Raw genomic sequence first — 20,408 nt, 5'->3', positions numbered from 1 at the left:
ACTCCCGTGCCCGGCTTCGATACTCGCGAGGCCGGGCACGGGCAGGCAGGGGGCCGTGCTGCCGGGGCTCAGGCGTCGATGATGACGGGGATGATGAGGGGCCTGCGGCGGTAGGTGCGAAACGCCCAGTTCGCCACGGCGCGGGCGATGAGCTGTTCGAGTTGGGTCGCGTCCCCGATGCCTTCGTCGGCGGCGGTGGCCAGGGTCTTCTCGATGACGGGGACGACCGGCTCGAAGGTGGTGTCGTCATGGGCGAAGCCGCGGGCCAGGAAGTCGGGGGCTTCGGCGAGGGCGCCGGTGTCGGCGTCGACGATCGCCACCACCGTGACCACACCCTCTTCCCCGAGCGTGCGGCGGTCCTTGAGGGAGGCTTCGGTGACGCCGCCTACCTCCATTCCGTCCACGTAGACGTAGCCTGCGGGGACCTTCCCGGTGATGGACGCGCGGCCGTCGACGAGGTCGACGACGACGCCGTCCTCGGCGATGACGACCCGGTCCGGGGCGACACCGGTACGGATGGCGAGGTCGCCGTTGGCCTGCAGGTGGCGCCATTCGCCGTGCACCGGCATGACATTGCGGGGTTTGACGATGTTGTAGCAGTAGACGAGTTCGCCGGCGCTGGCGTGCCCGGAGACGTGGACCTTGGCGTTGCCCTTGTGGACCACGTGGGCGCCCCACCGGGTGAGCCCGTTGATGACGCGGTAGATGGCGCTCTCGTTGCCGGGGATGAGGGAGCTGGCGAGCAGGACGGTGTCGCCCTTGCCGATACGGATCTGGTGGTCGCGGTTGGCCATCCGTGACAGCGCGGCCATCGGTTCGCCCTGGGAGCCGGTGCACACCAGAGTGATCTTGTGGTCCGGGAGCTTCTCCAGCTCCTTCGTGTTCACGACCAGACCGGAGGGGACCTTCAGATAGCCCAGGTCACGGGCGATTCCCATGTTGCGGACCATCGACCGGCCGACGAAGGCGACCTTGCGGCCGTGCTGGTGGGCGGCGTCCAGGACCTGTTGGATGCGGTGCACATGGCTGGCGAAGCTGGAGACGATGACCCGGCGCGGCGCGGTGCGCAGCACCTGCTCGATCGCCGGGTTCAGCTCACGCTCGGAGGTGGTGAAGCCGGGTACTTCGGCGTTGGTGGAGTCGGTGAGGAACAGGTCCACGCCCTCCTCGCCGAGGCGGGCGAAGGCACGCAGATCGGTGATGCGGTCGTCGAGAGGGAACTGGTCCATCTTGAAGTCGCCGGTGTGCAGCACCATCCCGGCGCCGGTGCGGATCGCGACCGCGAGGCCGTCCGGGATGGAGTGGTTGACCGCCACGAACTCGCAGTCGAAGGGCCCGAAGCTGCGCCGGTCGCCCTCCCGCACGCGCACCGTGCGCGGCCGGATGCCGTGTTCCTTGAGCTTGGCCTCCAGGAACGCCAGCGTCAGCTTGGAGGCGACGATGGGAATGTCGGACCGCTCGCGCAGCAGGTAGGGCACGCCGCCGATGTGGTCCTCGTGGCCGTGGGTGAGGACCACGGCCACGATGTCGTCCAGCCGGTCCCGGATGGAGGTGAAGTCCGGAAGGATTACGTCTACGCCGGGCTGGGTCTCTTCGGGGAAGAGCACGCCGCAGTCGACGATGAGCAGTTTGCCGACGTGCTCGAAGACGGTCATGTTGCGGCCGATCTCGCCCAGGCCGCCCAGGGCGATGACCCGCAGCCCTCCTTCGGGAAGGGGCGGAGCGGCTTTCAGCTCGGGGTGCGGATGACTCATGCCTGGACGTTACCCGGAGAGTGGAACGAGGTGATCCATTGCCTGGGCGGTCTCTTCCTCCTGCCGAGCGGATCGAGCGGTGCCGGCAGCAGGCCGACGACCGCCTCACCAGCCGCCTGCGGCACCACCCAGGGCTTCCTCCGCGCGATCGGCGACGCCCGCCTGATCACCCCGCTGCGCTCCGCGGGCGGCCACCGCCGCTACTCCAGTTACCAGCTACCAGCTGCGCGTCGCGGCCCGCGCCCGCAAGCTCGTCGACCGGGGTACTCCGATCGAGGCCGCGTGCCGCATCGTCATCCTCGAGGACCAGCTCGAAGAAGCACAGCAGCTGAACGCCGCACACTGCCGCAAGACCGGAACGGCGGACCCGACGATGGCTGTTCAAGGAGCGGTCTGCGGCGAGCTGGAGGCCTCGCCATCTGCTGCTCGTGGTGATGCTTGAGCGCGTCACGGGCCGCGAGTCGAGGTCCCCGAGAGCGCTGACGTACAGACTCGTCTGCCCGCCTTCATCGGACGTCAGCCCTGAGCGACCCGTCCGGCCGGACCACCGCCCGGACGGGCCGTGGTCCGGCCGGGCCACGGCCCGCACCCGGACCAACCCGGTACGGGCCGTGGCGTCACACCACGGCCCGTACCGGCTCGACTCGAGTGTGCGGCGCGCAGCGCTCGACACACGTGCAGGACGCTGGGTCAGCGCGCCTTCTCCAGCTTGGCGAGGGCCTTCGCGAGGCCGTTGGCCCAGAGCTGGTTCACGCGGGAGCGCTCGGCCGTGTTCGGGTAGCGGTTGGTGCAGGACGTGCCCGGGCCGCCGCCCGACATCAGCTCGCTGCACGGACCGCTGTAGTGGTCCGGCAGACCCAGCACGTGACCGGTCTCGTGGGCGGTGACGCGGATCGAGTCGTACTGCCGGTTCTGCGCGTAGTCGAGGAAGATGTAGCCGCTGCCGTGGCCGTCCGTGGAGGCGTACGACCCGCGCGAGTCGTTGCCCTCGTAGTAGGTGAAGTCCGCACCGCTCGAGGTCGCCTGGAGCTTGACGTTCGACACGGAACTGTTCCAGATCGAGGCGGAACTCGATATCTGGGAGCGGAAAGTCGGCGCCTGGGAGGCGTTGTAGTAGACGGTCACCGACTGCACGGAGGGGTTGGCCGCCTGCTTCTTGGCGACCGACTTCAGGACGGCGTCGAAGAACGCCTTGTTACCGGCGGCGTCTTCGGCCGAGCCGGCGTACCGGGCCGTCGCGGCGGAGGCCGAACCGGCCGGGGCGGAGTCCGCCGACTTGGCGCTCGCCGGGACCGCGGTACCCAGCGCTGCGGATGCCAGACCCAGGCCGAGCGTGAGAGCCAGAAGTCTCCTGGAAGCCCTCGACTTCATGCGGGAGGACAGCATGTGGGGTGCTCCTACTCGTTCGTGTGGGGTGGTGAACGATTGGTTCAGCAGGAGTCTCGGGGAGGCCAAGGCAGTCGCGGATGATGGCATTCGGGGATAGCGCGGAGCTATCGGGGAGCCGACTCGTCAGGCTTCGTCGCGTTTTGAACATCTGGTGCGCCGCTCCGCGCCGCCCTACCCTTCCGGCATGGAGCTCGAGGTGAGGCACTTACGTGCCCTGTGCGCCATCGCCGACACGGGCAGCCTGCACAAGGCGGCCCGTGAACTCGGGGTGGCACAGCCCTCGTTGAGCACCCAACTGCGCCGCATCGAGCAGGCACTCGGCGCGCAGCTCTTCGTCCGCGCGGGCACGGGCTGCCGCCCCACACCACTGGGCCACGCGGTACTGAGCCGCGCCAGGCCCCTCGTCGCCGAACTCGCCGCGATCGTCACGGAGACCAGGGCGGCCGTGGCCCGGGCCACGGATGAGTACACGCTGCGGATCGGTGCCACGGCCAGCCGTGCCCTGCCCGGCTGGCTGCGCCGACTGCGCGCCCGTGTTCCCCGCACCGAACCCACACTCCAGATGGACGTCTCCGCGAACTCCCTGCTGCGCATGGTCGCCGGGGGGTGGCTCGAACTGGCCTTCGTGCACGAGGTCGAGGGCAGTCCCCTGTGCATCCCGTCCGGGCTCTGTCTGCGCGTCCTGGTCGAACGCGAACCGCAGTTCGTCACGCTCGCCGCCGACCACCCGGCTGCGGAACGTTCCGAGGTGCGGCTCGCCGACCTGGCCGACGACCACTGGATGGTGGACTCCACGGTCGACGGCGAGTGGGACGCGCTCTGCCGTGTCCTGCGGGACGCGGGGCTCGAGCCCGACATGCTGCACGGCGACTACCTCACGGCGTACTCGCTGGCCGCCATCGGCGAAGTCGTCACGGTCAGCCAGCCCACCGCCCGCCCGCGATCCGATGTCGTCGTCCGGTCCCTGCAGGGCGACCCGATAGGAGTACGACTGCTGCTCGCCGCCCGCTCGGAGGCCGAACTCGACCTCGGATACGACGAGTTGGTGGACGCCTACTGGGAGGCGGCTCGTCAGGCACCGGTCTACCGTGAATGGCTGAAGCGTTCGGGTACGCCGGAGGCCACGCGAGTCCTGGGCGAACGAGGGATCGCCGACACACGGGAGACGCCCGAGCGGGTGCTCACGACGGACGGTACCGGCACGGGCAAAGCCGTGCGATGACCGGGTAGGCCCGGGCTCGTGATCAGTCTTTGCACAGCAGGAGATGGCCCGACAGGTCTGATACGTGGTCGTGCGGTCGGCCCGGCTGCGGACAATGTGCGGATGGCTGACAACACACTGTGGGTCGGAGTGCTCACGGCAGGCACCGCTGTCGTCGCGAGCTGGGTGACGGGCCGGGGAACGACCAGGGCGGCTCGAATACAAGCGGAGTTGGCTGCGCGCAGCCAACAGACGGATCGCACGCGGGCGGCGCGCCGGGCCGCGTACGTGGATGTCATCGAGCAGGCGCAGCAAATGGCGGACCTCTACTGGAAGGTCACCGACGCCCAGGCAGTTCCTGACGAGCGTGAACGGCTTCGCGTTCTGCGTGACCTGCGCCTGAGGCTCCGCGATGAATACGCCGTCCTGCGGCATCGGGTGTGGGTGGTGGAACTGGAGGGGCCGCAGGAGGTGGCCACGGCAGCGGATCGGCTGCGGCGGGCGACATCGGGAAACTACCGGGCCCTTGAGGCCATGATCCGGAGCGAATCCGACGCCGGACAGCAGTTCAACGACTGCTACGACCCGTTCTGGCAGGCCGTTCTGGCGTTTGTGCGTATTGCGCGAGAGACCATGCAGGACACAGATATTGCCGCGGCAAGTGGTCGGTAGCGGGGCCCGGCCGGTCGTCAGTCGCTGTGTGGACTGGCTACGGGAGGCTGAGCACGGGCTACCGGCCTGCAGCAGTCAGCGGGCTCGCTCGTGCCCATGATGCGGTGCGTCTCGTGATTGTCAGCGCGGTGGTCCACGGCCGCCAGGGTCCCACGGGACCGTTGCGCTCTCGCCTGGCCCCTATGGGGGCCAGGCGAGAGCGGCGTGCCCGTTTCCCCCAGTGTTCGACACGGGGACGGGCCCTTCCGGATGGAAGGCCGACACCAACGGCGTCATGTTCTATCGACGTCGCTTAGTACTGCAACGGTGCTTGCCGTGACTGATGGCCAGGTTGGTCATTGGTTCGGTTATGGGTGGGACCTTGCTGATGTCAGGTTGTGGGCGGGTGAACTCGCGGCGGTGCACGAGCGGTTCGTGCACCGGTTCAACAGGTCGGAGCCCCGGGAGCCGGCGCCGGCCCATCTGCGGGGGCCGGTCGCGCCGCTGGAGCGGAAGAACGGCTGGACGCCGGCGGAGGAGGCCGGCCATGCCGGTCCCGATCGCATTCATCGGCTGCTGAACCGGATCGAGACGAGGCAACCGTGCCTCTGCAGTTCGCTCAGGCCAGCACGCCCACGCCGTGTCGCACATGGCGGAAACTCCGACGCGCCGCCGCGCGGGAAACCATGTGCCCGCAGTACCCCGTCGCCGCATCCTGTTATCTGTAAAAGATCAACTGGAGGGGGCACACGATGTGGTCAGTGGCGTCGTCGAGCGGGCTGCCCGCAAAAGAGCGCTTCGACTGGTTCTCCGACATGGTGTCGCGTGAAGTGGTGCCTACCTCGATCAGTAGCGAGCGCCCGGCCGACTTCGAGGCCGAGGCCGCCGTACTGGACCTGGGAGGGCTTCGTATGTCGAGGCTTGCCTACACACCACTGCGCTCGCGGCGCACACCCGCGTTGATCGGGCGCAGTGACCCGGAGCAGTACCAGTTGGCACTGGTGACCAAGAGCTCCATGATGATGTCCCAGAACGGCAACGACTGCATCGCCCCCGTCGGAGACCTGGTGCTGTGGGACACCTCTCGGCCCTCCGATGCCCGGTCCCCCTCCCAGGCAGGCCCGGGCGAACTGGTTGTCCTGCAGCTTCCCCGGGCAAGCGTCCCGCTGCGCCCCCGCCACTTCGACCGCCTGCTTGCCCGCCGCATACCTGGCGGTCATGCCATGGCCGCGGTACTGACCTCCTTCATGAAAGCCCTCCTGGACAACGGCGAACACTGCACTCCGGCACAGCTGAACCACCTCGGCACCGTTGCCGCCGAGCTCGCGGCAGCCTGCCTCGCCCAGCAGCTCGACGCCGAGGAACACCTCCCTGGAGAAATCCGCACACAGGCGTTACTGCGTCAGATCCACGCCTTCATCGAGCACAACCTCAGCGACCCCGAACTGACCCCCTCCGTCATAGCGGCCCACCACAACATGTCGGTTCGCGGCCTCCACCAGTTCTTCCACGGCTCGAACGAGAGCGTCCACGCCCGGATCCGTCGGCGTCGCCTGGAGCGGTGCCGCTCCGACCTGGCCCGCCCCGACCTCCGCGCCCACCCGGTACAAGCCATCGCCGCCCGCTGGGGCTTCAGCGGGCCGGCGGTGTTCAGCCGTTCCTTCCGGGAGGCGTACGGACTGAGCCCCACCGAATTCCGTGCACGGACAGTCAAGGAACTCTGCGCTGACCGCACACCGCGGTGATGCCGCGATTTCCTAGGCTCGGTGGCGACCGATCAACCGCATCGCTGGGGGAGGAACCATCCTTACGAAGCGTCTTGCCGTCTGTCTGACAGCAGGCCTGGGCTTGGCCGCCGGCCTGTTGACCAGTGCCGGAACGGCCGCCGCCGGTACCAACGGCCAGCAAGTGACCGTGTCGACCCGCTGGTCCGACCAGATCCGGATCTGTGGCCGTAACCAGGCTGACGAAGAGTCCTGCACCGGCTGGATCGCCTCCCCCGACACCTGGACTCCGCTGGCCGGCTGGTGGTGGAAGGGCGAGCTGGTGATCCAAGGGTTGCAGAAGGAGAACGGGGAGTACCGCGTCGGCTACTGCGACGTCCCGGCCTCCCAGTCCGGGGACTGGTCGCAGTGCAACCTCTACGGCACGCTCTGACGGGCTTTCTGCCAGGGGAACAGAAGGAGAAAAAGCATGAGTCTGAAGTCCAAGTTCATCAAGGCCGCCATGGTGGCCGCCGCCGTACCGGCGTTGGCGCTCGCCCCCACGGGCAGCGCGTACGCCGACGGGAACGGCATCACCTGGACCCAGAGAGCCACCGACCACTGCCTCATGTGGCACAACAGCGGAACCGGCTATTGGGTCAGCAACGACGCCATCTGCTGGAACGATGGCCTGAAGCAGGGCGTTCTGTGGGACGACGTTCAGGGCGGCCTGGAGAACCAGACCGGCGAGTACTGGGCGGAGAAGGTGCACGGCACCGGCACCTGCCTCACTGCCTACTGGGCTCCCTCCGGTTCCAACAAGGGCTCGGTGTACCTGGAAACATGCAGCGGCCCCGTCAACTACTACGAGCAGTGGAAGGAAGTGTCGGTCGGCAACGGCTTCCAGCTGGTGAACCGTGAAACGGGCTGGTGCCTGGACGGCAACGGCAACGGAGACATGTACACCATGCCCTGCCAGTCGGGTAACAAGTACCAGATCTGGTACTGACAGACGTGGAGATGCTCGCCTTCTCATCCGGGAGGGGGTGGGCATCGTCATCTGGTCCGATCCGAACGCAGCCCCTGCACGGCGTCTTGCTCTCCCCAGTACCTTTCACGCTCTTCGGCGCGCCCTGCTGCACTCGGACGTTGGCATGGCGAGTGTCCGCCCGCGTGTGCCAAGGGTGCCAGGCGGACGGGCCTGTCGGGGCTTCACCCAAGGCCGGGTAGTTACTGACCTTAAACGCGTGATGTCGTCATGGTGGCTGGTGTCGGAGGCCGGTGCCGGTGAGGCAGCCGTCGAGGATGTCGTGGCGGTACTGGAGCGGGCGTAGGCCGCGCCGGACGGCGGTGATCGGGTCTTTGGGGTCGGCGAACGCGCGGTTGGCCGTGGTGGTGCGTCGCAGGACGGACCAGATGCCCTCGACCGGGTTGAGGTCGGTTGTGTAGGGCGGCAGTTGGTAGACGGTGAGCCAGTCGCGGTCGGCGATGTAGCGACGCATGTCGGCGGTGAGGTGGGTGTTGAGGTTGTCCCAGACCAGCACGATCGGGCCGCCGAGCTGCTGGTGGGCGCTCTGGATCAGGTCGCGGTAGTCCTTCCAGGAGAAGCTTTTGCGTCCGTCGGGCCGGGCGTCCGGGCAGGGCCGGTAGATCAGCCGGGAGGATTCGCCGGTCTTGTAGCAGGCCAGGGCAGCTACTGATAAGCGGCGGCGTGAGCGGCCCCGGACGCGGACGATGGGGGTGTGGCCGCGGCGGGACCAGGTGCGGGTGGCCGGCGGCGTCATCGAGAATCCGGCTTCGTCCTCGAAGACGAGCCAGGCATCGGGCGCCGCCGCGGTCCTTCCGCCTGGGGCCAGGTCTCCTTCACCCAGCCGGCCACCAGGGTCTCGTCCCGCTCGATCGCACGCCGGGCAGGGACCTGGCAGGTCCAGCCGTGCCGCTCGAGCAGGGCGGCCACCCCTTGCACGGTGTAGCTCTTGTGGAAGCGGCGCCCGATCAGCGTCTTGATCCGTGACAGGGTCCAGGTCTGGTCCGGCCAGCCGTGCGCCACCGGTCCCTTGGCCAGTTCACGCTCCAGCACGGCGAACAGTCCGTCGCTGAGCTGTGGCAGCGACGCCGGGCCCTTGGAGGCCAGGGCTCTCGTTCCGTCCTGCGACCAGGCCTTGCGCCGGCGCTGTACCGACCGGACGCCGACCCGCAGGCGTGGGCGATGACCGTGTTCTCATCGCCCTGCCTGAACCGCTCGGCCGCCTGCAAGCGCAACTACTCGCGGAAAGCCCGCCGTTCGTCGGTCAGCCCGCCTCCTTGCGGATACCTCATGCTGTCGGCATACCGCAGGGATCACCAGACGTCCGCCTCTACGACACCACGCTTTGAAGGTCAGTAGGGCGTTCTGATGGATTGCCGGCGGCGTTCGTAGTCGTGTGTGTGGTCGAGGATGCCGTCGGTGGTGATGGCCCGGTTGTACTGGGCGGTGATTCCGCGCTGGGCGCAGATCTGAGCCACGGTGTGCGGTGAGGGTCGGCCGAAATGACCGGCCTACTGCTTGTCGGTGAACTGCGGGTCCTTCTTTTGGTTGTAGATCTCCTTGCCGGATGCGTTGTAGGCATGGACGTAGGGGCTCGGGCCCACAAAGTGGGGGCCGGGGTTTTCCGCGGAGAGAGCCGCCGCGTAGACGAATGCACCACCTGCCATGACCGCTGGATACTCTTTCGGGTTGTCGCCGTAGCTGATGGTGATCTTGGCAATGCCGGATGTGTAATGTCCGGCGCCCAGCATGAGGTATCGCCCCTTGCCGGCGGGCTCGAGGGTGGAGTCGAAATACTCGATCGAATGACCGGTGCCCCACAGGCGATTGTTGATAAACGTGGGCGGAGAATCCTGGCTGTTGCCCTTGTCGCCCTTTGACTCGCATTGCACATACTGATCGTCGGAGTTGACGGCGACGACCACGCCGTCCCCGTTCTGCGAGGGGATGGGAGCGCGGACCGCGACCACCGTGTGGTACCGGGATGCATCCGAGCCCAGGCAGGAAGCCAGGATCTTGGCGACGGTCCCGGCGCGGACCGGGGTTGTCGTCCCGCTGGTGATGGTGAACGCGTCCGAGGTGGAAGTTGTGCGCGTCGAAGACGGCGCTGAGCCGGCTCCGGCCGACGTGAAGCCGCGCGTTGTGCTCGGAGTCGGTGACGCGGCGGCGTTCGTAGGGTTTCCGGCAGGATCGGCGAGAAGCGGCTTGGCGTCCCCTACCCCGCTGAAGACGGACATGGCCGCGACACTTACCCCCGCGACGCCGGCGGCAACACCCAGCGGCACCCCCCACCTGCGTCGCAGCGAAGCACCGTTGTCCTCTGGACCGATCTTCATCAGGAGCTCCTCTCGGATCCGCCGGTGGTTCGGCAGATCACGATCGGAAGGAGCCGCGGGAACGCCCGGCATGTCATTCATCGTGCGACCTCTTCCGCGTTGACAGGACTTTTCGAACTGAACGACGCCAAAACCGGGGCTCCGCCGACGAGGTCGGCCCCCAGCCTCCGCCGCGCGCGGTGCAGTCTGGACTTCACGGTTCCGACCGCCACCTTCAGCGTTGCCGCAGCCGCCTGCTGATCCAGGCCCGACCACACGCAGAGCTCGACGACCTCTCGTTCATGGCGCGGCAACCGGGCCAACGCCCGGTGGATCTCCGACATACGACGCTCGTCGTCGACCAGGACGGCGACGCGGTCCGCGTGGTCGCCCACGGGCTCGCCATGCGAGACGAGCCGGTGCAACAACGCCTCGGCCCGCCTCAGCCGCCGCCAGGTGTTCGACAGCAGACGGTCGGCGATGCCGAGCAGCCACGGCAAGGCCGAGTCGCGGTCCAGCACCGTCTCCGATCGCCGACGCCAAGCGTGCAAGAACACGGTCGACGTGAGGTCTTCGGCCTCGGACCAGTCGGCCGTCCGCCGGAACAGGTAGTTGTAGACGGTCTTCGCATGGCGGTCGAAGATCCGGCCGAACGCCTCCCGGTCGCCGTCGACGGCCCTCGCCCACAGCTCCCGATCAGAGACCCCTCCGACCGGTACAGCGGGACCAGCGTGGTTCAGTTCCATGCTCCGTACGTGTCCGGCAACCGGCTGAAGGTTCCCGCTGAGTCGGATCCGCTTCGACGGACTTGGTTCACCCGGTCGGCAACAGCGCTGGTTGAGGGTGGCAACGGGCGAGCGGGAGGAGATCTCGCCCGGGCTGTTCCAGCAGTCATGCCGGGCCGCCGCCGGCCTCCGGGAGCGTACGGTGTCCACGACCGGCCGTGAAGTCACCAACAGCGGTGGACGCGTGTCTGCCGGGAGACTGCCGCGCGGGAACGGGCGTTCGACAGCGCCCGGAGGCCCAAGCGGTGCCCGCTCTCCCGTAAGCCCGCGTGGAGACAGACGGCGCTGACCTGCTGCGCGAGGAGTGGTCGCCCGAGCGAATCGTGGGACACCTGCGTCTGCATCACGGGGACGGCCCGCAGATACAGACCACCCACGAGACGATCTGCACCACGTGCTGGAAGGCGGTCCCCGTGGACCGTGCAAGCACCCTCGAACTGGCCGTGCGATCCGCAAGAACAAGCGCCGCGCGATGAAAGGCCAGTGGCGTTCACGGATCGCCGATGCCCGACGGATCGAGGAACTGCTCCGGCAGAACCTGCCCAAAGGAACAAACCTGCCCGACGTTCAGCCAGGACGAGCTTGACGTCATCGCAACGAATCTCGACATCCGTCGCGTACGTGCCTGGGAATTCTGGCGAGCCGAGAGCGCTGTCTTGACCGGTTGAATCCAAGGTCGGCATCTGCCGCCTACCCGGCAAAAAAACTCCGAAGGAAGCCGCAACTCGTCTCTGTCACCCAATGCCGCTCGTTACAACGCCACTTGCTCTGATGAAGATTGAGTCACTACAGTCCCCATCCGAACCTTTGCTCGGTCGTTCACTCGTTGGGGGTGACAGTGAAGGATCACCGCCCGTCGGCGTTTTCGGCAGGCGGCCGGAGGAAGAAGGAGCTCGCTTTCGTGGCGTCCCACCGTCGACCCAAGCAGCCGAGCCGCGCCCGTGTGACCGTGCTCACCACCGCAGCCGCAGCAGCCGTTGTGCTGAGCGCCAACGCCGCCAACGCGGCCCCGTCCGAGAAGCCCAACAAGGACGAGGTCAAGACCAAGGTCGACAAGCTCTACCAGGAGGCCGAGCAGGCGACCGAGAAGCTCGACGGCGCCAAGGAGAAGCAGCAGAAGCTCCAGAAGGAGATCAGCGCTCTCCAGGACAACGTCGCCCGCGGCCAGGAGGCTCTGAACGAGCTGCGCGACGGCCTGGGTTCGATGGCCAGTGCCCAGTACCGCACCGGCGGCATCGACCCCTCCGTGGCGCTCTTCCTCTCCTCGGACCCGGACGACTTCCTGGACAAGGCCTCGGCCATGGACCAGCTGAGCGCCCAGCAGGTCGAGTCGCTCAAGAAGGTCCAGGAGAAGCAGCGTTCGCTCGCCCAGCAGCGCGCCGAGGCCTCCGCGAAGCTCAAGGACCTCGCCGACACCCGGGCCGAGCTCGCCAGGAAGAAGAAGGAAGTCCAGGGCAAGCTGGGCTCCGCGCAGAAGCTCCTGAACTCGCTGACGGCGCAGGAGAAGGCGGCGCTGGCCACCAAGGAGCAGGAGCGGGCGACCCGCGCCAGCGAGCGCGTCGACCTCGGCAACAGCAAGGGGTCGGGCCGTGCCGGCGCCGCGTTCGCCGCCGCCCAGAGCGTGATCGGGGCCCCGTACGTGTACACCCACGCCGGTCCCAGCTCGTTCGACTGCTCGGGCCTCACCTCCTGGGCGTACGCCCAGGCCGGCGTGAACATACCCCGCACCTCCGAGGCCCAGGCCAGCTACGGCACCCGCATCTACTCGCAGAGCGACCTGCAGGTCGGTGACCTGGTCATCTTCTACGGCGACCAGCACCACGTCGGCCTCTACGCGGGCAACGGCCAGGTGCTGCACGCCCCGCACACCGGCGCGGTCGTCCGCTACGAGTCGATCGCCAACATGCCCTTCCAGTTCGGCGTCCGGATCTGATCCGTGCCTCGGGCCGGTATGTCGTCTCAACTGGATTGCAGGCCAGGGGGCTTGCTGGAGAGCATCTGACCTGCTCCGCTGCAATGGTTGAGAAGGAGGTCGAGTTGATGGATGTGGTCTATAGCGGCATGGACCTGCGAGAATGCAAATATTGAGACGACTGGGCATCCCCCTCGTCGAGGGCCTGCGGGGCTCGGGCCTGCTGGGCGACTGGCACGTGCCGGCGAAGTCCTCGCTGTTCCGGGCCCGGCAGCGGCTGGGCTCCGAACCTTTGCGGGTGCTGGCAGAGGGCTGCAGACATCCGCGCAGATAACCGCCGCCGGCCGCCCAGGGCGGGACTCCCCGGCCTACAGACCCGTCGGCCCGTCCGAGGTGGGACCGGACACGGCCTCCGGCGCCGGCGCCGGGAGCGGTCCCGGCGCCGGCGCCGGAGGCAGGCAGTCGGCTGGATCGGGGTCGGTGCCGTTCAGGGCGGGGGCCAAGCCGAGGTCGGACCGCATCGCGCTGCGCATGCCCACCCAGCGCTGCGTGATCATGACCAGCTCGGCATGGATCTGCTCGAACGAGCCGTCCGGCTCCGGAACTCCGTCCGCAAGCCGCATCGTGCGGGCATGGGCGCCCGCGAGGACCTTCACCATCAGGTCCAGTTCCGCGAGCACGTCAGCGGAGGCGATCATCTGCGCCTCCGCGAAGGCGGTGTGGTGACCGCTCCTGGCCTCCTCGACTGCCGCCCGGTCCGCCGCGGTGGCCTGCGCCCGGTGGACCGCCCACAGGAAGTTCATCAAGGCAATCCGGTAACGGCGGTACGCGGCATTGGCCGCCGTGTAGCAGTCGCGCCGACGGGACAGCTCCGTCAGCTCCTGGTCCCGCAGCCACCGCGCGTGGGCGTCGCGCTGTTCCCGGTCGAACTGCGCCGTCTGCACCCGTGCCAGCATCCGCTGCGACACCACCGTCGCCAGCAGCGTCCCGGCCACACCGACCACGGCCGCGCCTAACGCGATCAGCCCGCTGTCCATGTTCGTCCCCCTGCCGCGGCGCGGCCCCCCGACCGCCCCTCGTCGAAGTCATCCTCCCGTGCGGCGCCCGGCTCCGGAACCTTTTCGGGCGGGTGCGCGGGCGATTCCCTCGTTGAGGCGGTGCACGCCGTCTACGGCAGTCCCACGGCCACCGCCGGCCGCTGCTGGAGGCGATCGGCAATGCCCGCCGGGACGCCTACCTCGCCCGCCGCCAGGCCGCCCGGCAAGAACAGCAGCGCCGTCAGGAGCGGGAAGCAGCGGAGCGCGAGGCGCGGCGACCGGCAGGCGCGCGGAGCACGCGCAGCCGAGCGCGTCTCCAGCTCGCGTGAATGAGTGATCCCGAATGGGCTCATATCGATGAAAGTATGTGAATCTGCCTGTGCGGGATCCTGCCGGCATCGTTTGCCGCCTTGCGTGTCACAGATGGCGGCTCGCGCTGCACTAAGCATCGGAGCGGGTTACCGCCTCGGTGCTGACGCAGTTGCACGCGTGGCGAAGGGGCCCGCACGTGCAAGAGAGGAACGATGCATGGATACCTCGTTGATGGGCGCCGGGCTGTGCCTCACGGCGTATGCCGCGCGATGCTTGATCGTATGGATCCGAACGCGGCGGGACATCCATACCGTTCGTGTCCAACACGGCGCCGGCGCACGAATGGTGGAGTCCCTGCCCAGCGGCAGCCGCGTCGCGTTGCGGTCTGCCGCCGGGGACGAAGTCACCATTGAGGTGGGTGCGCAGCCCTCCAGCCGGACCGCGGAGTTGCACGGTGGATGAGCTGTCACTGCAGTCCCCGACGCCTCCGCCCGGGTTACACCGACGTGCTCAGGAACCGCTGGTCCTCGACTTTGCCACCGTCTACAGGGCCGAGATGCCGACACTGACGAGGTTCGTGATGAAACACGGCGCCGGCCCGCAGGAAGCGGCTGACGCAGCGCAGGAGGCATTCGCCCAGGCATACACATCCTGGGACAGGATCCACCACCCCTCACGCTGGTTGCGCAAGGTCGCCACCCGGCTCTACTTCCGGCACAGGTTCTGCGAGGATCTACCTGGTGATCTTCCGGACAGTCAGATGCTGGTCAACTTCGAGCTGAGCACCGAGGAACGGCTGGTCTACGAGGCACTGTATGAACTGCCCCTGCGCCAGCGTCAGGTGATGGCGTGGCACTACGACGGCTACTCGGCGCAAGAAATTGCCGAGGAACTGGGCATCGGCGAGGCAGCCGTCCGCCAGAACCTCTGCCGGGCCCGGGCCAAACTCCAAGAGATCCGCTGCACACCGCGGGGAGGTGCCTGATGAGCGAGCGCCACATCGATCCGTCTCTTGACGACCACGGGCTGGACGCATGGCTCACTGCCGCGGACCAGCGCGTGCGCACGGCTCTGGAAGACCAGATCGACCTCGACCGGGGCCTTGCACAGATCATGCTGAAGCAGAGTGCCCCTGCGCAGCCGGCCACACCCGAGCCCGCCCTCCCCTCGCTCTCGTGCACCGACGCCGGCACAGGAGATGGCCACGGTGCGACCGGCACGGTGAAGTGGTACAACGCGGACAAGGGCTACGGCTTCCTCGCGGTCGATGGTGGCGGAGACATTTTCTTCCACTACGTGCCTCCGCCGTGGGCACCGGTTCTCCAGGAGGGCCAGCGGATCAGGATGGAGTTCTCGTCGGGTGGCGGAAGCAGCCGGGCCAACCCCGCCATGGTGTCCAGGGTCGACAACGCCTGAGGCACGTACCGGCAGACGCATGGACCACGGCTGCGGGAAGACGCCAGGCTCCGTCCAGGACAACAGCAACCGGCGCCGCCGGTGGGGCGGAGTTCTGAGTCTGTGGGCGCACATCGTCGAACCGTGGCCTGGGGCGGCGCGAGTGCCGCAGATCCCTGCAATGGGTGCCGGACGCGCCTGTCGGGCGGAGGCCGGCACCGTAACGAGTCTTCCCTGAATGCCCGGCCTGAGGTCACCCGTCGACCGCTGGCCGACCGGTGTAGTCAGCGAGTTGCCGCTGCCAGCGGGTATCGGCTTCGGGCAGCACGGTATGGCAGATGCGGGCCAGAGCGCCGTCGGCGTGCCGGCGGCGAAAGCGGATCCGGCAGGTAGCGAAGCCGCCGAGTTCTATAGGGATCTGGGGCCACGAAAGGCCCGTGCGGGCGATGTGGATGATGGCTTCGAGGATCTGCCGGTCACTGCGGTACCGGCGATCGCCCACAGGGCGGGAGGGCAACAATTCCGACAGGATCTGCCAGGCCTGGTTGCTGATCCGTGGCTGCCGTACCGGCCCCCGGTCACCGATGCTCATCAGATCTGCGACGAGCTGCTGCCGGCTGGGCAGCGTGCAGGTCCTCACCGATGCGTTCGGCCGGCTGCTGTGGGCCTCGCCCGCCCTGCCCGGAGCCGTCCACGAGGTCCGCGCGGCCCGCGAACACGGCATCATCGACGCCCTTGCCCAGGCCGACGTCTCGTGCTGGGCCGACAAGGGCCACCGGGTCGCCGGCGGCACGGTCCGCATCCCGTACCGGGGGCGCTGGAAGACACTTTCCCCAGGGCGGAAGGCGGTGACCCGCTTGCACGCGAAGATCCGCGCCCTCGTCGAGCAGGCCATGGCAACCCTCAAGAGTCGGCGGCTCCTGCGCAAGCTCCGGTGCTCCACAACCAGGATCACCGCCCCCGTCCAGGCCGTCCTCGCCCTGCGTCTGGCCGGCTCAGACCGATGACGGAAAGGGCTCGGTGTCGAGGCCGTCGATCAGGCGGTTGAGGAACCGGGTGAAGGTGGCTTCGGGAGTGAGGGGGCGCCCGGGGGCGGAGAGGGCTTCGGCGAGTTCCGGGTGGTGGCCGTCCGCGGCGACAGTGGCGAGGTAGCGGGCTTCGGCTGCGGATCGGTCGGGGGACTGCGCGGCTGCGGCCTGCGCGATTTCGTGGGCGACGTGCCCGGCCACGAATGCTGTGAGTTGGGCGAAGATCTCCAGCTTCGCCGTACCGTCCAGTCCAGCAGGCCGCAGGGCGGCGAGCGCGTGTTCCAGGAAGGCCAGGGTGTTGGGTCCGGGGATGCGTCGAGTGGACAGGGCGGCGGGCAGCCAGGGGTGTCGCAGCATGTGGGTGCGCTGTAGGTGGGCGATGGCCTTCAGGTCGGCGCGCCAGTCGCCGGTGGGAGTGTTCGTGGTCGGCAGTTCGCCGCTGACGTGGTCGACCATCAGGTTCAGCAGCGTCTCTTTGTCGGGGGCGTAGCTGTAGAGCGACATGACGCCGGCTCCGACCTGTGCGGCGACTTTCCGCATGGTGACCGCTTCGAGTCCCTCGGCGTCCGCCAAGGCGACGGCCGCCGCGGTGATCGCCTCCCGGCTGTAGGCAGGCTTGCGACCTCTGCGCGGCTGGTCAGAGGTCAGCCAGAGCTGTTGAGGGTCGACGCCCGGGGCGTCGGTCTCTCCCTCACGGGGCATGGCCATGCTCCTTCCTTGATCGGCGGCCCTTGCGGGCCCCAGTCAAGCATCCTCTATTCTCGTACATCGTACGAAAATCGAGGAGGGAACGATGACGCCACGCACGCACGGTTCTGCGCCGAGGCCGACCTGGGCACCGCCTTCCGGTAAGCCGCCACTGGCCTCACGGATAATGAGGGCGACCTGGCGCGGCCTCCCGGCCAAACAGCACGATGCCGGGTGGGAGCCGGGGCTGCTGGTGCCGGCCGCCGACGGCAGCCCGCTGATCACGGACCACTACTTTCCGCGCACCGAGGGCGACTTTCCCACCCTCCTGGTGCGCTCGCCGTACGGCAGGAGCCTGCCGTGGTCCCCCATGTACGGCCTGCTCTTCGCCGAACAGGGCTTCCACGTGGTCCTGCAGAGTTGCCGCGGCACCGGCGGTTCTGGGGGTGCGTTCGACCTGTGGCGCAATGAGGCCGCCGACAGCCAGGCCACGGTGTCCTGGCTGCGCGAGCAGCCCTGGTTCAACGGCACGCTGGGCACCGTCGGCCCCAGTTATCTGGGCTACGTGCAATGGGCCCTCGCCATGGACCCGCCGCCAGAACTGAAGGCAATGGTCGTGCAGGTGGGCCTGCACGACCCCCACGCCCTGTTCCACACGTACGGTGCGCTACGCCTGGAGACCGCACTCGCCGTCGGCGTAAGCATGACCTACCAGCACCAGGGCATGGCACCGTTCCTTAGGGCGACACTGCGCCTGCAACGACGCCTGCGTGATGTCACCACCGCGCAGCCGCTGCGCGGGGCGTACGCGTCGGCCCTCGGGGGCGAAGTGCCCTGGCTGGACGACGTGATGACACACCCGGACGCCAAGGACGCGTACTGGCGCGGCGCGTCCCTGGCGCAGGCGGCGGAGCAACTCAGCGTGCCCACGAGTCTGATCACCGGATGGCACGATGCGCTGGTCGACCAGACCTTCGAGCAGTACACCCGGCTACGCCAGGCCGGATGCGAGACCGCCCTGCTTGTCGGCCCCTGGACCCACACCTCCGCCCTGCAACAGGGATGGCCCGAGGTGTTCGCCGAGAGCCTCGCCTGGCTGCGCGCCCACCTGGACGCCGACCCCTCCGACCTGCGCCCCACTAGGGTGCGCGTGCACATCGGCGGCGAAACCGCCTGGCTGGACCTCGACGACTGGCCGCCGACCACTGCCGTCGGCTCCTGGTTTCCCACCGTGCAGGGGCATCTCACCCGGCAGGCCCCCACGGACTCCGCACCACTGGCGTCGTTCCGCTACGACCCGGGCGACCCCACCCCGTCCCTCGGCGGCCCTCTGCTCTCCCGTACCGCCGGTCCTCGCGACAACAGCAGCCTGGAGGCTCGGGAAGACGTCCTGACATTCACCGGCCCCCCGCTGACCGAGCCCGTGGACATCCTCGGGCCGGTCTCGGCGCGGTTGAGTATCTCCACGGACACCGGCCATGCCGACGTCTTCACCCGCCTGTGCGACGTGGACCCACAAGGCCGCTCCGTCAACATCTGTGACGGGCTGGGCCGACTGCGGACGGACGGGCAGGAGCCGTCGCAGATCACCGTGCCGATGAGCTCAACCGCCCACAGATTTGCCGTCGGTCACCGCATACGCTGGCAGATCAGCGGAGGCGCCCATCCGCGCTACGCCCGCAATCCCGGCAACGGGGAGTCGCCGGTGGACGCCACCACCTTCATACCGGTACGCATCACGCTCCACACCGACTCGGCGCTGATGCTTGCGATGCACACCCACGGTTCCGGGCTCAGCCCTGCGGTGAACGGCTGACCATCCGGACCCGACGGCCCGGCTCACTCCTCGGCGCCGTCTTCATCGTCCAAGCCGACCGCCTCCGGGTTGCGCGCGCCGGTCGGGGTGGAGGGGCGAAAGGCGTAGCGGCCCAGCACGTCGAGGTTCGCGTGCTTGAGCGGGGAGAGCCGGGCCACGTCCTCGTCCAGGACATCGTGCTCGCGCGCTTCGGCGGACAGTGCCCGCACCCCTGGAAGGCCGCGCCATCGAAGAGGTTGAAGCCTTTGCGGACTTACTCGGCGGTGAACTTGGGCTGATCGAGGCCGCGTCTCATCTCGCGGAAACAGCCCGTACCAGGCAAGCCCGGACACGACTCGACATACTCGGCCCGGTTCCTCCAGATTGTTACCGGGTCAGGGCGGAGAGCCCGAGGCCGGGCAGCACCAATCGGTACCGGGTGGCCCGATACCTCGGGGGAGGGTGTACCGGGCCGCCCGGCTCCCCAGCGTGTCCCCGGTTGGAGGTCGGCGCCACGCCAGTTCGTCACACGGGTGAGAGCCCGAGACCGGTGCATAGGGGTCCGGGCCCTCGGACCGCACGTCTTCGAAGAGTGAAGCCGATCCGGCGCGCGGTGATCTGCCCAACGACCTCACGCACCCGCAGACACGCGTTGACCTACCTCATGCCGCTGTGGTCAGCGCGAGGCGGGCCCGCGGCGTCGAGGTGCCAATCACCGGGGTCGTCGCCGCGGTGATTGAGGGTATGGCGGCTGCGGCGGCCGGGTGCACGGCAGTCCGAAGGCCAGCAGGGGAGCTGCCGAGTCAGCCCGGCCATACCGTGTAGACGGCGCGGACGGCCTTGGCCAGGGCTGGGATGCCGGTCCACTGCTCGCGGTAGCTCATGCCGGCGGGGAGGTTGTCGGGCACATTGTCGGAGGATCCGGTGCCTCCTCCGACAATGTGCCCGCCTGTGTCGTATAGGACGACCTGCTGGGTGACGTATCCGTCGACGGCGTCCTTGCTGCTGTTGGTGACCTTGACGGACAGGTTGTAGGAGTACGGAGCTTCGGGGATGACGTCGTCCCGACTCCCTGTGCTGAGCTTGATTTCGCTGGTGGCGAGCATCGGCTGATCCACGCCTCCGGCTTGACCGAAGGTGTCTTTTGCCTGGGAGAGCTGAATCGAAGACGGGGTACCGGTCAGGTCGCCGCCTAGGCCGCCGCCGAGGTCTCCGAAGTAGTCGAAGGTGCTGTTGGCTGGGATGTTGGGCATCGTGTTCTGGGTGGATCCAACGATCGTGCCGGTCTTGTCGAGTGCGCGGGCGTCGATAGCCACGGAGGCTGACCTGCCCCACGGTTTGGGTTCCAGCTGCGGTGGCTAACTGGCGGCGGGGGGGGTGTCTTGTGCGGAGAGTAGTTCGTACTCGATGGGGGTGC

The 20,408-nt window shown here is 68.2% G+C and carries 23 protein-coding genes and 3 pseudogenes; 13 read left to right on the top strand and 13 right to left on the bottom strand.

Translation table 11 applies throughout. The features are described from left to right. Positions 1-68 precede the first annotated feature (68 nt). Positions 69-1,754, bottom strand: a complete 1,686-nt coding sequence (locus tag ACH4S8_RS40635) for a ribonuclease J (protein WP_398403553.1) — start codon at positions 1,752-1,754, stop codon at positions 69-71. Between the two features lie 60 nt (positions 1,755-1,814). On the opposite strand from ACH4S8_RS40635, the pseudogene ACH4S8_RS40630 reads away from it, so the two are divergent. Beyond that, positions 1,815-2,196, top strand: a pseudogene (locus tag ACH4S8_RS40630) (hypothetical protein). Positions 2,197-2,444: 248 nt separating this feature from the next. Here the strand turns inward: ACH4S8_RS40630 and snpA are convergent. Then, a complete protein-coding gene (gene snpA / locus ACH4S8_RS40625) occupies positions 2,445-3,140 on the bottom strand; it encodes a snapalysin (RefSeq protein ID WP_398403551.1) in 696 nt (231 codons plus the stop codon). 187 nt (positions 3,141-3,327) lie between these two features. On the opposite strand from snpA, the gene ACH4S8_RS40620 reads away from it, so the two are divergent. The 6 genes and pseudogenes from ACH4S8_RS40620 (at position 3,328) to ACH4S8_RS40595 (ending at position 7,707) form a co-directional block, all read left to right on the top strand. Further along, positions 3,328-4,365, top strand: coding sequence for a LysR family transcriptional regulator (locus ACH4S8_RS40620; RefSeq protein ID WP_398403549.1), 1,038 nt, complete (start codon positions 3,328-3,330; stop codon positions 4,363-4,365). Positions 4,366-4,467: 102 nt separating this feature from the next. Beyond that, a complete protein-coding gene (locus ACH4S8_RS40615; RefSeq protein WP_398403547.1) occupies positions 4,468-5,016 on the top strand; it encodes a hypothetical protein in 549 nt (182 codons plus the stop codon). Positions 5,017-5,331: 315 nt separating this feature from the next. Beyond that, positions 5,332-5,586 (top strand): annotated as a pseudogene (locus ACH4S8_RS40610) (hypothetical protein); the annotation flags it as partial. Positions 5,587-5,747: 161 nt separating this feature from the next. Continuing rightward, a complete protein-coding gene (locus tag ACH4S8_RS40605) occupies positions 5,748-6,740 on the top strand; it encodes a helix-turn-helix domain-containing protein (RefSeq protein WP_398403545.1) in 993 nt (330 codons plus the stop codon). A 163-nt stretch (positions 6,741-6,903) separates the two neighbouring features. Next, positions 6,904-7,152: a hypothetical protein gene (locus ACH4S8_RS40600; RefSeq protein ID WP_398403543.1), complete on the top strand. Its 249-nt coding sequence runs from the start codon at positions 6,904-6,906 to the stop codon at positions 7,150-7,152. A gap of 36 nt (positions 7,153-7,188) precedes the next feature. Further along, positions 7,189-7,707, top strand: coding sequence for an RICIN domain-containing protein (locus ACH4S8_RS40595; RefSeq protein ID WP_398403541.1), 519 nt, complete (start codon positions 7,189-7,191; stop codon positions 7,705-7,707). Between the two features lie 247 nt (positions 7,708-7,954). Here the strand turns inward: ACH4S8_RS40595 and ACH4S8_RS40590 are convergent, their stop codons facing one another. The 5 genes from ACH4S8_RS40590 to ACH4S8_RS40570 all read right to left on the bottom strand — a co-directional run bounded on the left by ACH4S8_RS40590 (position 7,955) and on the right by ACH4S8_RS40570 (position 10,786). Continuing rightward, positions 7,955-8,482, bottom strand: coding sequence for a transposase (locus ACH4S8_RS40590; RefSeq protein WP_398403539.1), 528 nt, complete (start codon positions 8,480-8,482; stop codon positions 7,955-7,957). Continuing rightward, positions 8,479-8,778 (bottom strand): winged helix-turn-helix domain-containing protein, encoded by a 300-nt coding sequence (locus tag ACH4S8_RS40585; protein ID WP_398403537.1) that lies wholly within the window; start codon positions 8,776-8,778, stop codon positions 8,479-8,481. The genes ACH4S8_RS40590 and ACH4S8_RS40585 overlap by 4 nt, the downstream gene beginning before the upstream one ends. Before the next feature lie 299 nt (positions 8,779-9,077). Further along, positions 9,078-9,203 (bottom strand): hypothetical protein, encoded by a 126-nt coding sequence (locus ACH4S8_RS40580; RefSeq protein ID WP_398403535.1) that lies wholly within the window; start codon positions 9,201-9,203, stop codon positions 9,078-9,080. Between the two features lie 33 nt (positions 9,204-9,236). After that, on the bottom strand, positions 9,237-10,061 hold the full coding sequence (locus ACH4S8_RS40575; RefSeq protein WP_398403692.1) for a hypothetical protein: 825 nt from the start codon (positions 10,059-10,061) through the stop codon (positions 9,237-9,239). Between the two features lie 77 nt (positions 10,062-10,138). Further along, the gene (locus ACH4S8_RS40570) at positions 10,139-10,786 is read right to left on the bottom strand and encodes an RNA polymerase sigma factor (RefSeq protein ID WP_398403533.1); all 648 of its coding nucleotides are present in this window, start codon (positions 10,784-10,786) and stop codon (positions 10,139-10,141) included. A 940-nt stretch (positions 10,787-11,726) separates the two neighbouring features. On the opposite strand from ACH4S8_RS40570, the gene ACH4S8_RS40565 reads away from it, so the two are divergent. Then, positions 11,727-12,758, top strand: a complete 1,032-nt coding sequence (locus tag ACH4S8_RS40565; RefSeq protein WP_398403531.1) for an NlpC/P60 family protein — start codon at positions 11,727-11,729, stop codon at positions 12,756-12,758. 151 nt (positions 12,759-12,909) lie between these two features. Then, positions 12,910-13,071, top strand: coding sequence for a transposase domain-containing protein (locus ACH4S8_RS40560; protein WP_398403529.1), 162 nt, complete (start codon positions 12,910-12,912; stop codon positions 13,069-13,071). A gap of 34 nt (positions 13,072-13,105) precedes the next feature. Here ACH4S8_RS40560 and ACH4S8_RS40555 read toward each other — a convergent pair whose 3' ends face one another. Next, the gene (locus ACH4S8_RS40555) at positions 13,106-13,774 is read right to left on the bottom strand and encodes a hypothetical protein (protein ID WP_398403527.1); all 669 of its coding nucleotides are present in this window, start codon (positions 13,772-13,774) and stop codon (positions 13,106-13,108) included. A gap of 131 nt (positions 13,775-13,905) precedes the next feature. Next, positions 13,906-14,127: a hypothetical protein gene (locus ACH4S8_RS40550; RefSeq protein ID WP_398403525.1), complete on the bottom strand. Its 222-nt coding sequence runs from the start codon at positions 14,125-14,127 to the stop codon at positions 13,906-13,908. Positions 14,128-14,540: 413 nt separating this feature from the next. On the opposite strand from ACH4S8_RS40550, the gene ACH4S8_RS40545 reads away from it, so the two are divergent. Together ACH4S8_RS40545 and ACH4S8_RS40540 are read left to right on the top strand one after the other, a co-directional pair. Further along, complete coding sequence (locus tag ACH4S8_RS40545) at positions 14,541-15,071, top strand: RNA polymerase sigma factor (protein ID WP_398403523.1); 531 nt, start codon at positions 14,541-14,543, stop codon at positions 15,069-15,071. A gap of 236 nt (positions 15,072-15,307) precedes the next feature. Next, positions 15,308-15,502: a cold shock domain-containing protein gene (locus ACH4S8_RS40540; protein WP_398403690.1), complete on the top strand. Its 195-nt coding sequence runs from the start codon at positions 15,308-15,310 to the stop codon at positions 15,500-15,502. Between the two features lie 232 nt (positions 15,503-15,734). On the opposite strand, the gene ACH4S8_RS40535 is transcribed toward ACH4S8_RS40540, so the two are convergent. Further along, positions 15,735-16,073 carry a transposase gene (locus tag ACH4S8_RS40535; RefSeq protein ID WP_398403521.1) on the bottom strand — a complete coding sequence of 113 codons (339 nt, stop codon included), beginning with the start codon at positions 16,071-16,073 and terminating at the stop codon, positions 15,735-15,737. 31 nt (positions 16,074-16,104) lie between these two features. Here ACH4S8_RS40535 and ACH4S8_RS40530 point away from each other — a divergent pair. Beyond that, a pseudogene (locus ACH4S8_RS40530) lies at positions 16,105-16,488 on the top strand (transposase family protein); the annotation flags it as partial. Here the strand turns inward: ACH4S8_RS40530 and ACH4S8_RS40525 are convergent. Continuing rightward, positions 16,477-17,211, bottom strand: coding sequence for a TetR/AcrR family transcriptional regulator C-terminal domain-containing protein (locus ACH4S8_RS40525; protein WP_398403519.1), 735 nt, complete (start codon positions 17,209-17,211; stop codon positions 16,477-16,479). The pseudogene ACH4S8_RS40530 and the gene ACH4S8_RS40525 sit on opposite strands and share 12 nt — an antisense overlap. A gap of 172 nt (positions 17,212-17,383) precedes the next feature. Here ACH4S8_RS40525 and ACH4S8_RS40520 point away from each other — a divergent pair, with 172 nt between their 5' ends. Further along, a complete protein-coding gene (locus ACH4S8_RS40520; RefSeq protein ID WP_398403517.1) occupies positions 17,384-19,012 on the top strand; it encodes a CocE/NonD family hydrolase in 1,629 nt (542 codons plus the stop codon). 23 nt (positions 19,013-19,035) lie between these two features. On the opposite strand, the gene ACH4S8_RS40515 is transcribed toward ACH4S8_RS40520, so the two are convergent. Beyond that, positions 19,036-19,221: a hypothetical protein gene (locus ACH4S8_RS40515; RefSeq protein WP_398403515.1), complete on the bottom strand. Its 186-nt coding sequence runs from the start codon at positions 19,219-19,221 to the stop codon at positions 19,036-19,038. A gap of 573 nt (positions 19,222-19,794) precedes the next feature. Next, positions 19,795-20,307: a hypothetical protein gene (locus ACH4S8_RS40510; protein ID WP_398403513.1), complete on the bottom strand. Its 513-nt coding sequence runs from the start codon at positions 20,305-20,307 to the stop codon at positions 19,795-19,797. Positions 20,308-20,408 lie beyond the last annotated feature (101 nt).

The sequence above is a fragment of the Streptomyces sp. NPDC021080 genome (genome assembly GCF_044333225.1).
GTDB lineage: Bacteria > Actinomycetota > Actinomycetes > Streptomycetales > Streptomycetaceae > Streptomyces.
Note: the sequence above shows the minus strand (reverse complement) of the source record. Positions and strands in the feature narration are given on the sequence as shown.

Coding starts and splice junctions, on each gene's coding strand:
- ACH4S8_RS40635 (WP_398403553.1), bottom strand. CDS start 1,754: ATGAGTCATCCGCACCCCGAGCTGAAAGCCGCTCCGCCCCTTCCCGAA.
- snpA (WP_398403551.1), bottom strand. CDS start 3,140: ATGCTGTCCTCCCGCATGAAGTCGAGGGCTTCCAGGAGACTTCTGGCT.
- ACH4S8_RS40620 (WP_398403549.1), top strand. CDS start 3,328: ATGGAGCTCGAGGTGAGGCACTTACGTGCCCTGTGCGCCATCGCCGAC.
- ACH4S8_RS40615 (WP_398403547.1), top strand. CDS start 4,468: ATGGCTGACAACACACTGTGGGTCGGAGTGCTCACGGCAGGCACCGCT.
- ACH4S8_RS40605 (WP_398403545.1), top strand. CDS start 5,748: ATGTGGTCAGTGGCGTCGTCGAGCGGGCTGCCCGCAAAAGAGCGCTTC.
- ACH4S8_RS40595 (WP_398403541.1), top strand. CDS start 7,189: ATGAGTCTGAAGTCCAAGTTCATCAAGGCCGCCATGGTGGCCGCCGCC.
- ACH4S8_RS40590 (WP_398403539.1), bottom strand. CDS start 8,482: ATGACGCCGCCGGCCACCCGCACCTGGTCCCGCCGCGGCCACACCCCC.
- ACH4S8_RS40575 (WP_398403692.1), bottom strand. CDS start 10,061: ATGAAGATCGGTCCAGAGGACAACGGTGCTTCGCTGCGACGCAGGTGG.
- ACH4S8_RS40570 (WP_398403533.1), bottom strand. CDS start 10,786: ATGGAACTGAACCACGCTGGTCCCGCTGTACCGGTCGGAGGGGTCTCT.
- ACH4S8_RS40555 (WP_398403527.1), bottom strand. CDS start 13,774: ATGGACAGCGGGCTGATCGCGTTAGGCGCGGCCGTGGTCGGTGTGGCC.
- ACH4S8_RS40550 (WP_398403525.1), bottom strand. CDS start 14,127: ATGAGCCCATTCGGGATCACTCATTCACGCGAGCTGGAGACGCGCTCG.
- ACH4S8_RS40535 (WP_398403521.1), bottom strand. CDS start 16,073: ATGAGCATCGGTGACCGGGGGCCGGTACGGCAGCCACGGATCAGCAAC.
- ACH4S8_RS40525 (WP_398403519.1), bottom strand. CDS start 17,211: ATGCCCCGTGAGGGAGAGACCGACGCCCCGGGCGTCGACCCTCAACAG.
- ACH4S8_RS40520 (WP_398403517.1), top strand. CDS start 17,384: ATGAGGGCGACCTGGCGCGGCCTCCCGGCCAAACAGCACGATGCCGGG.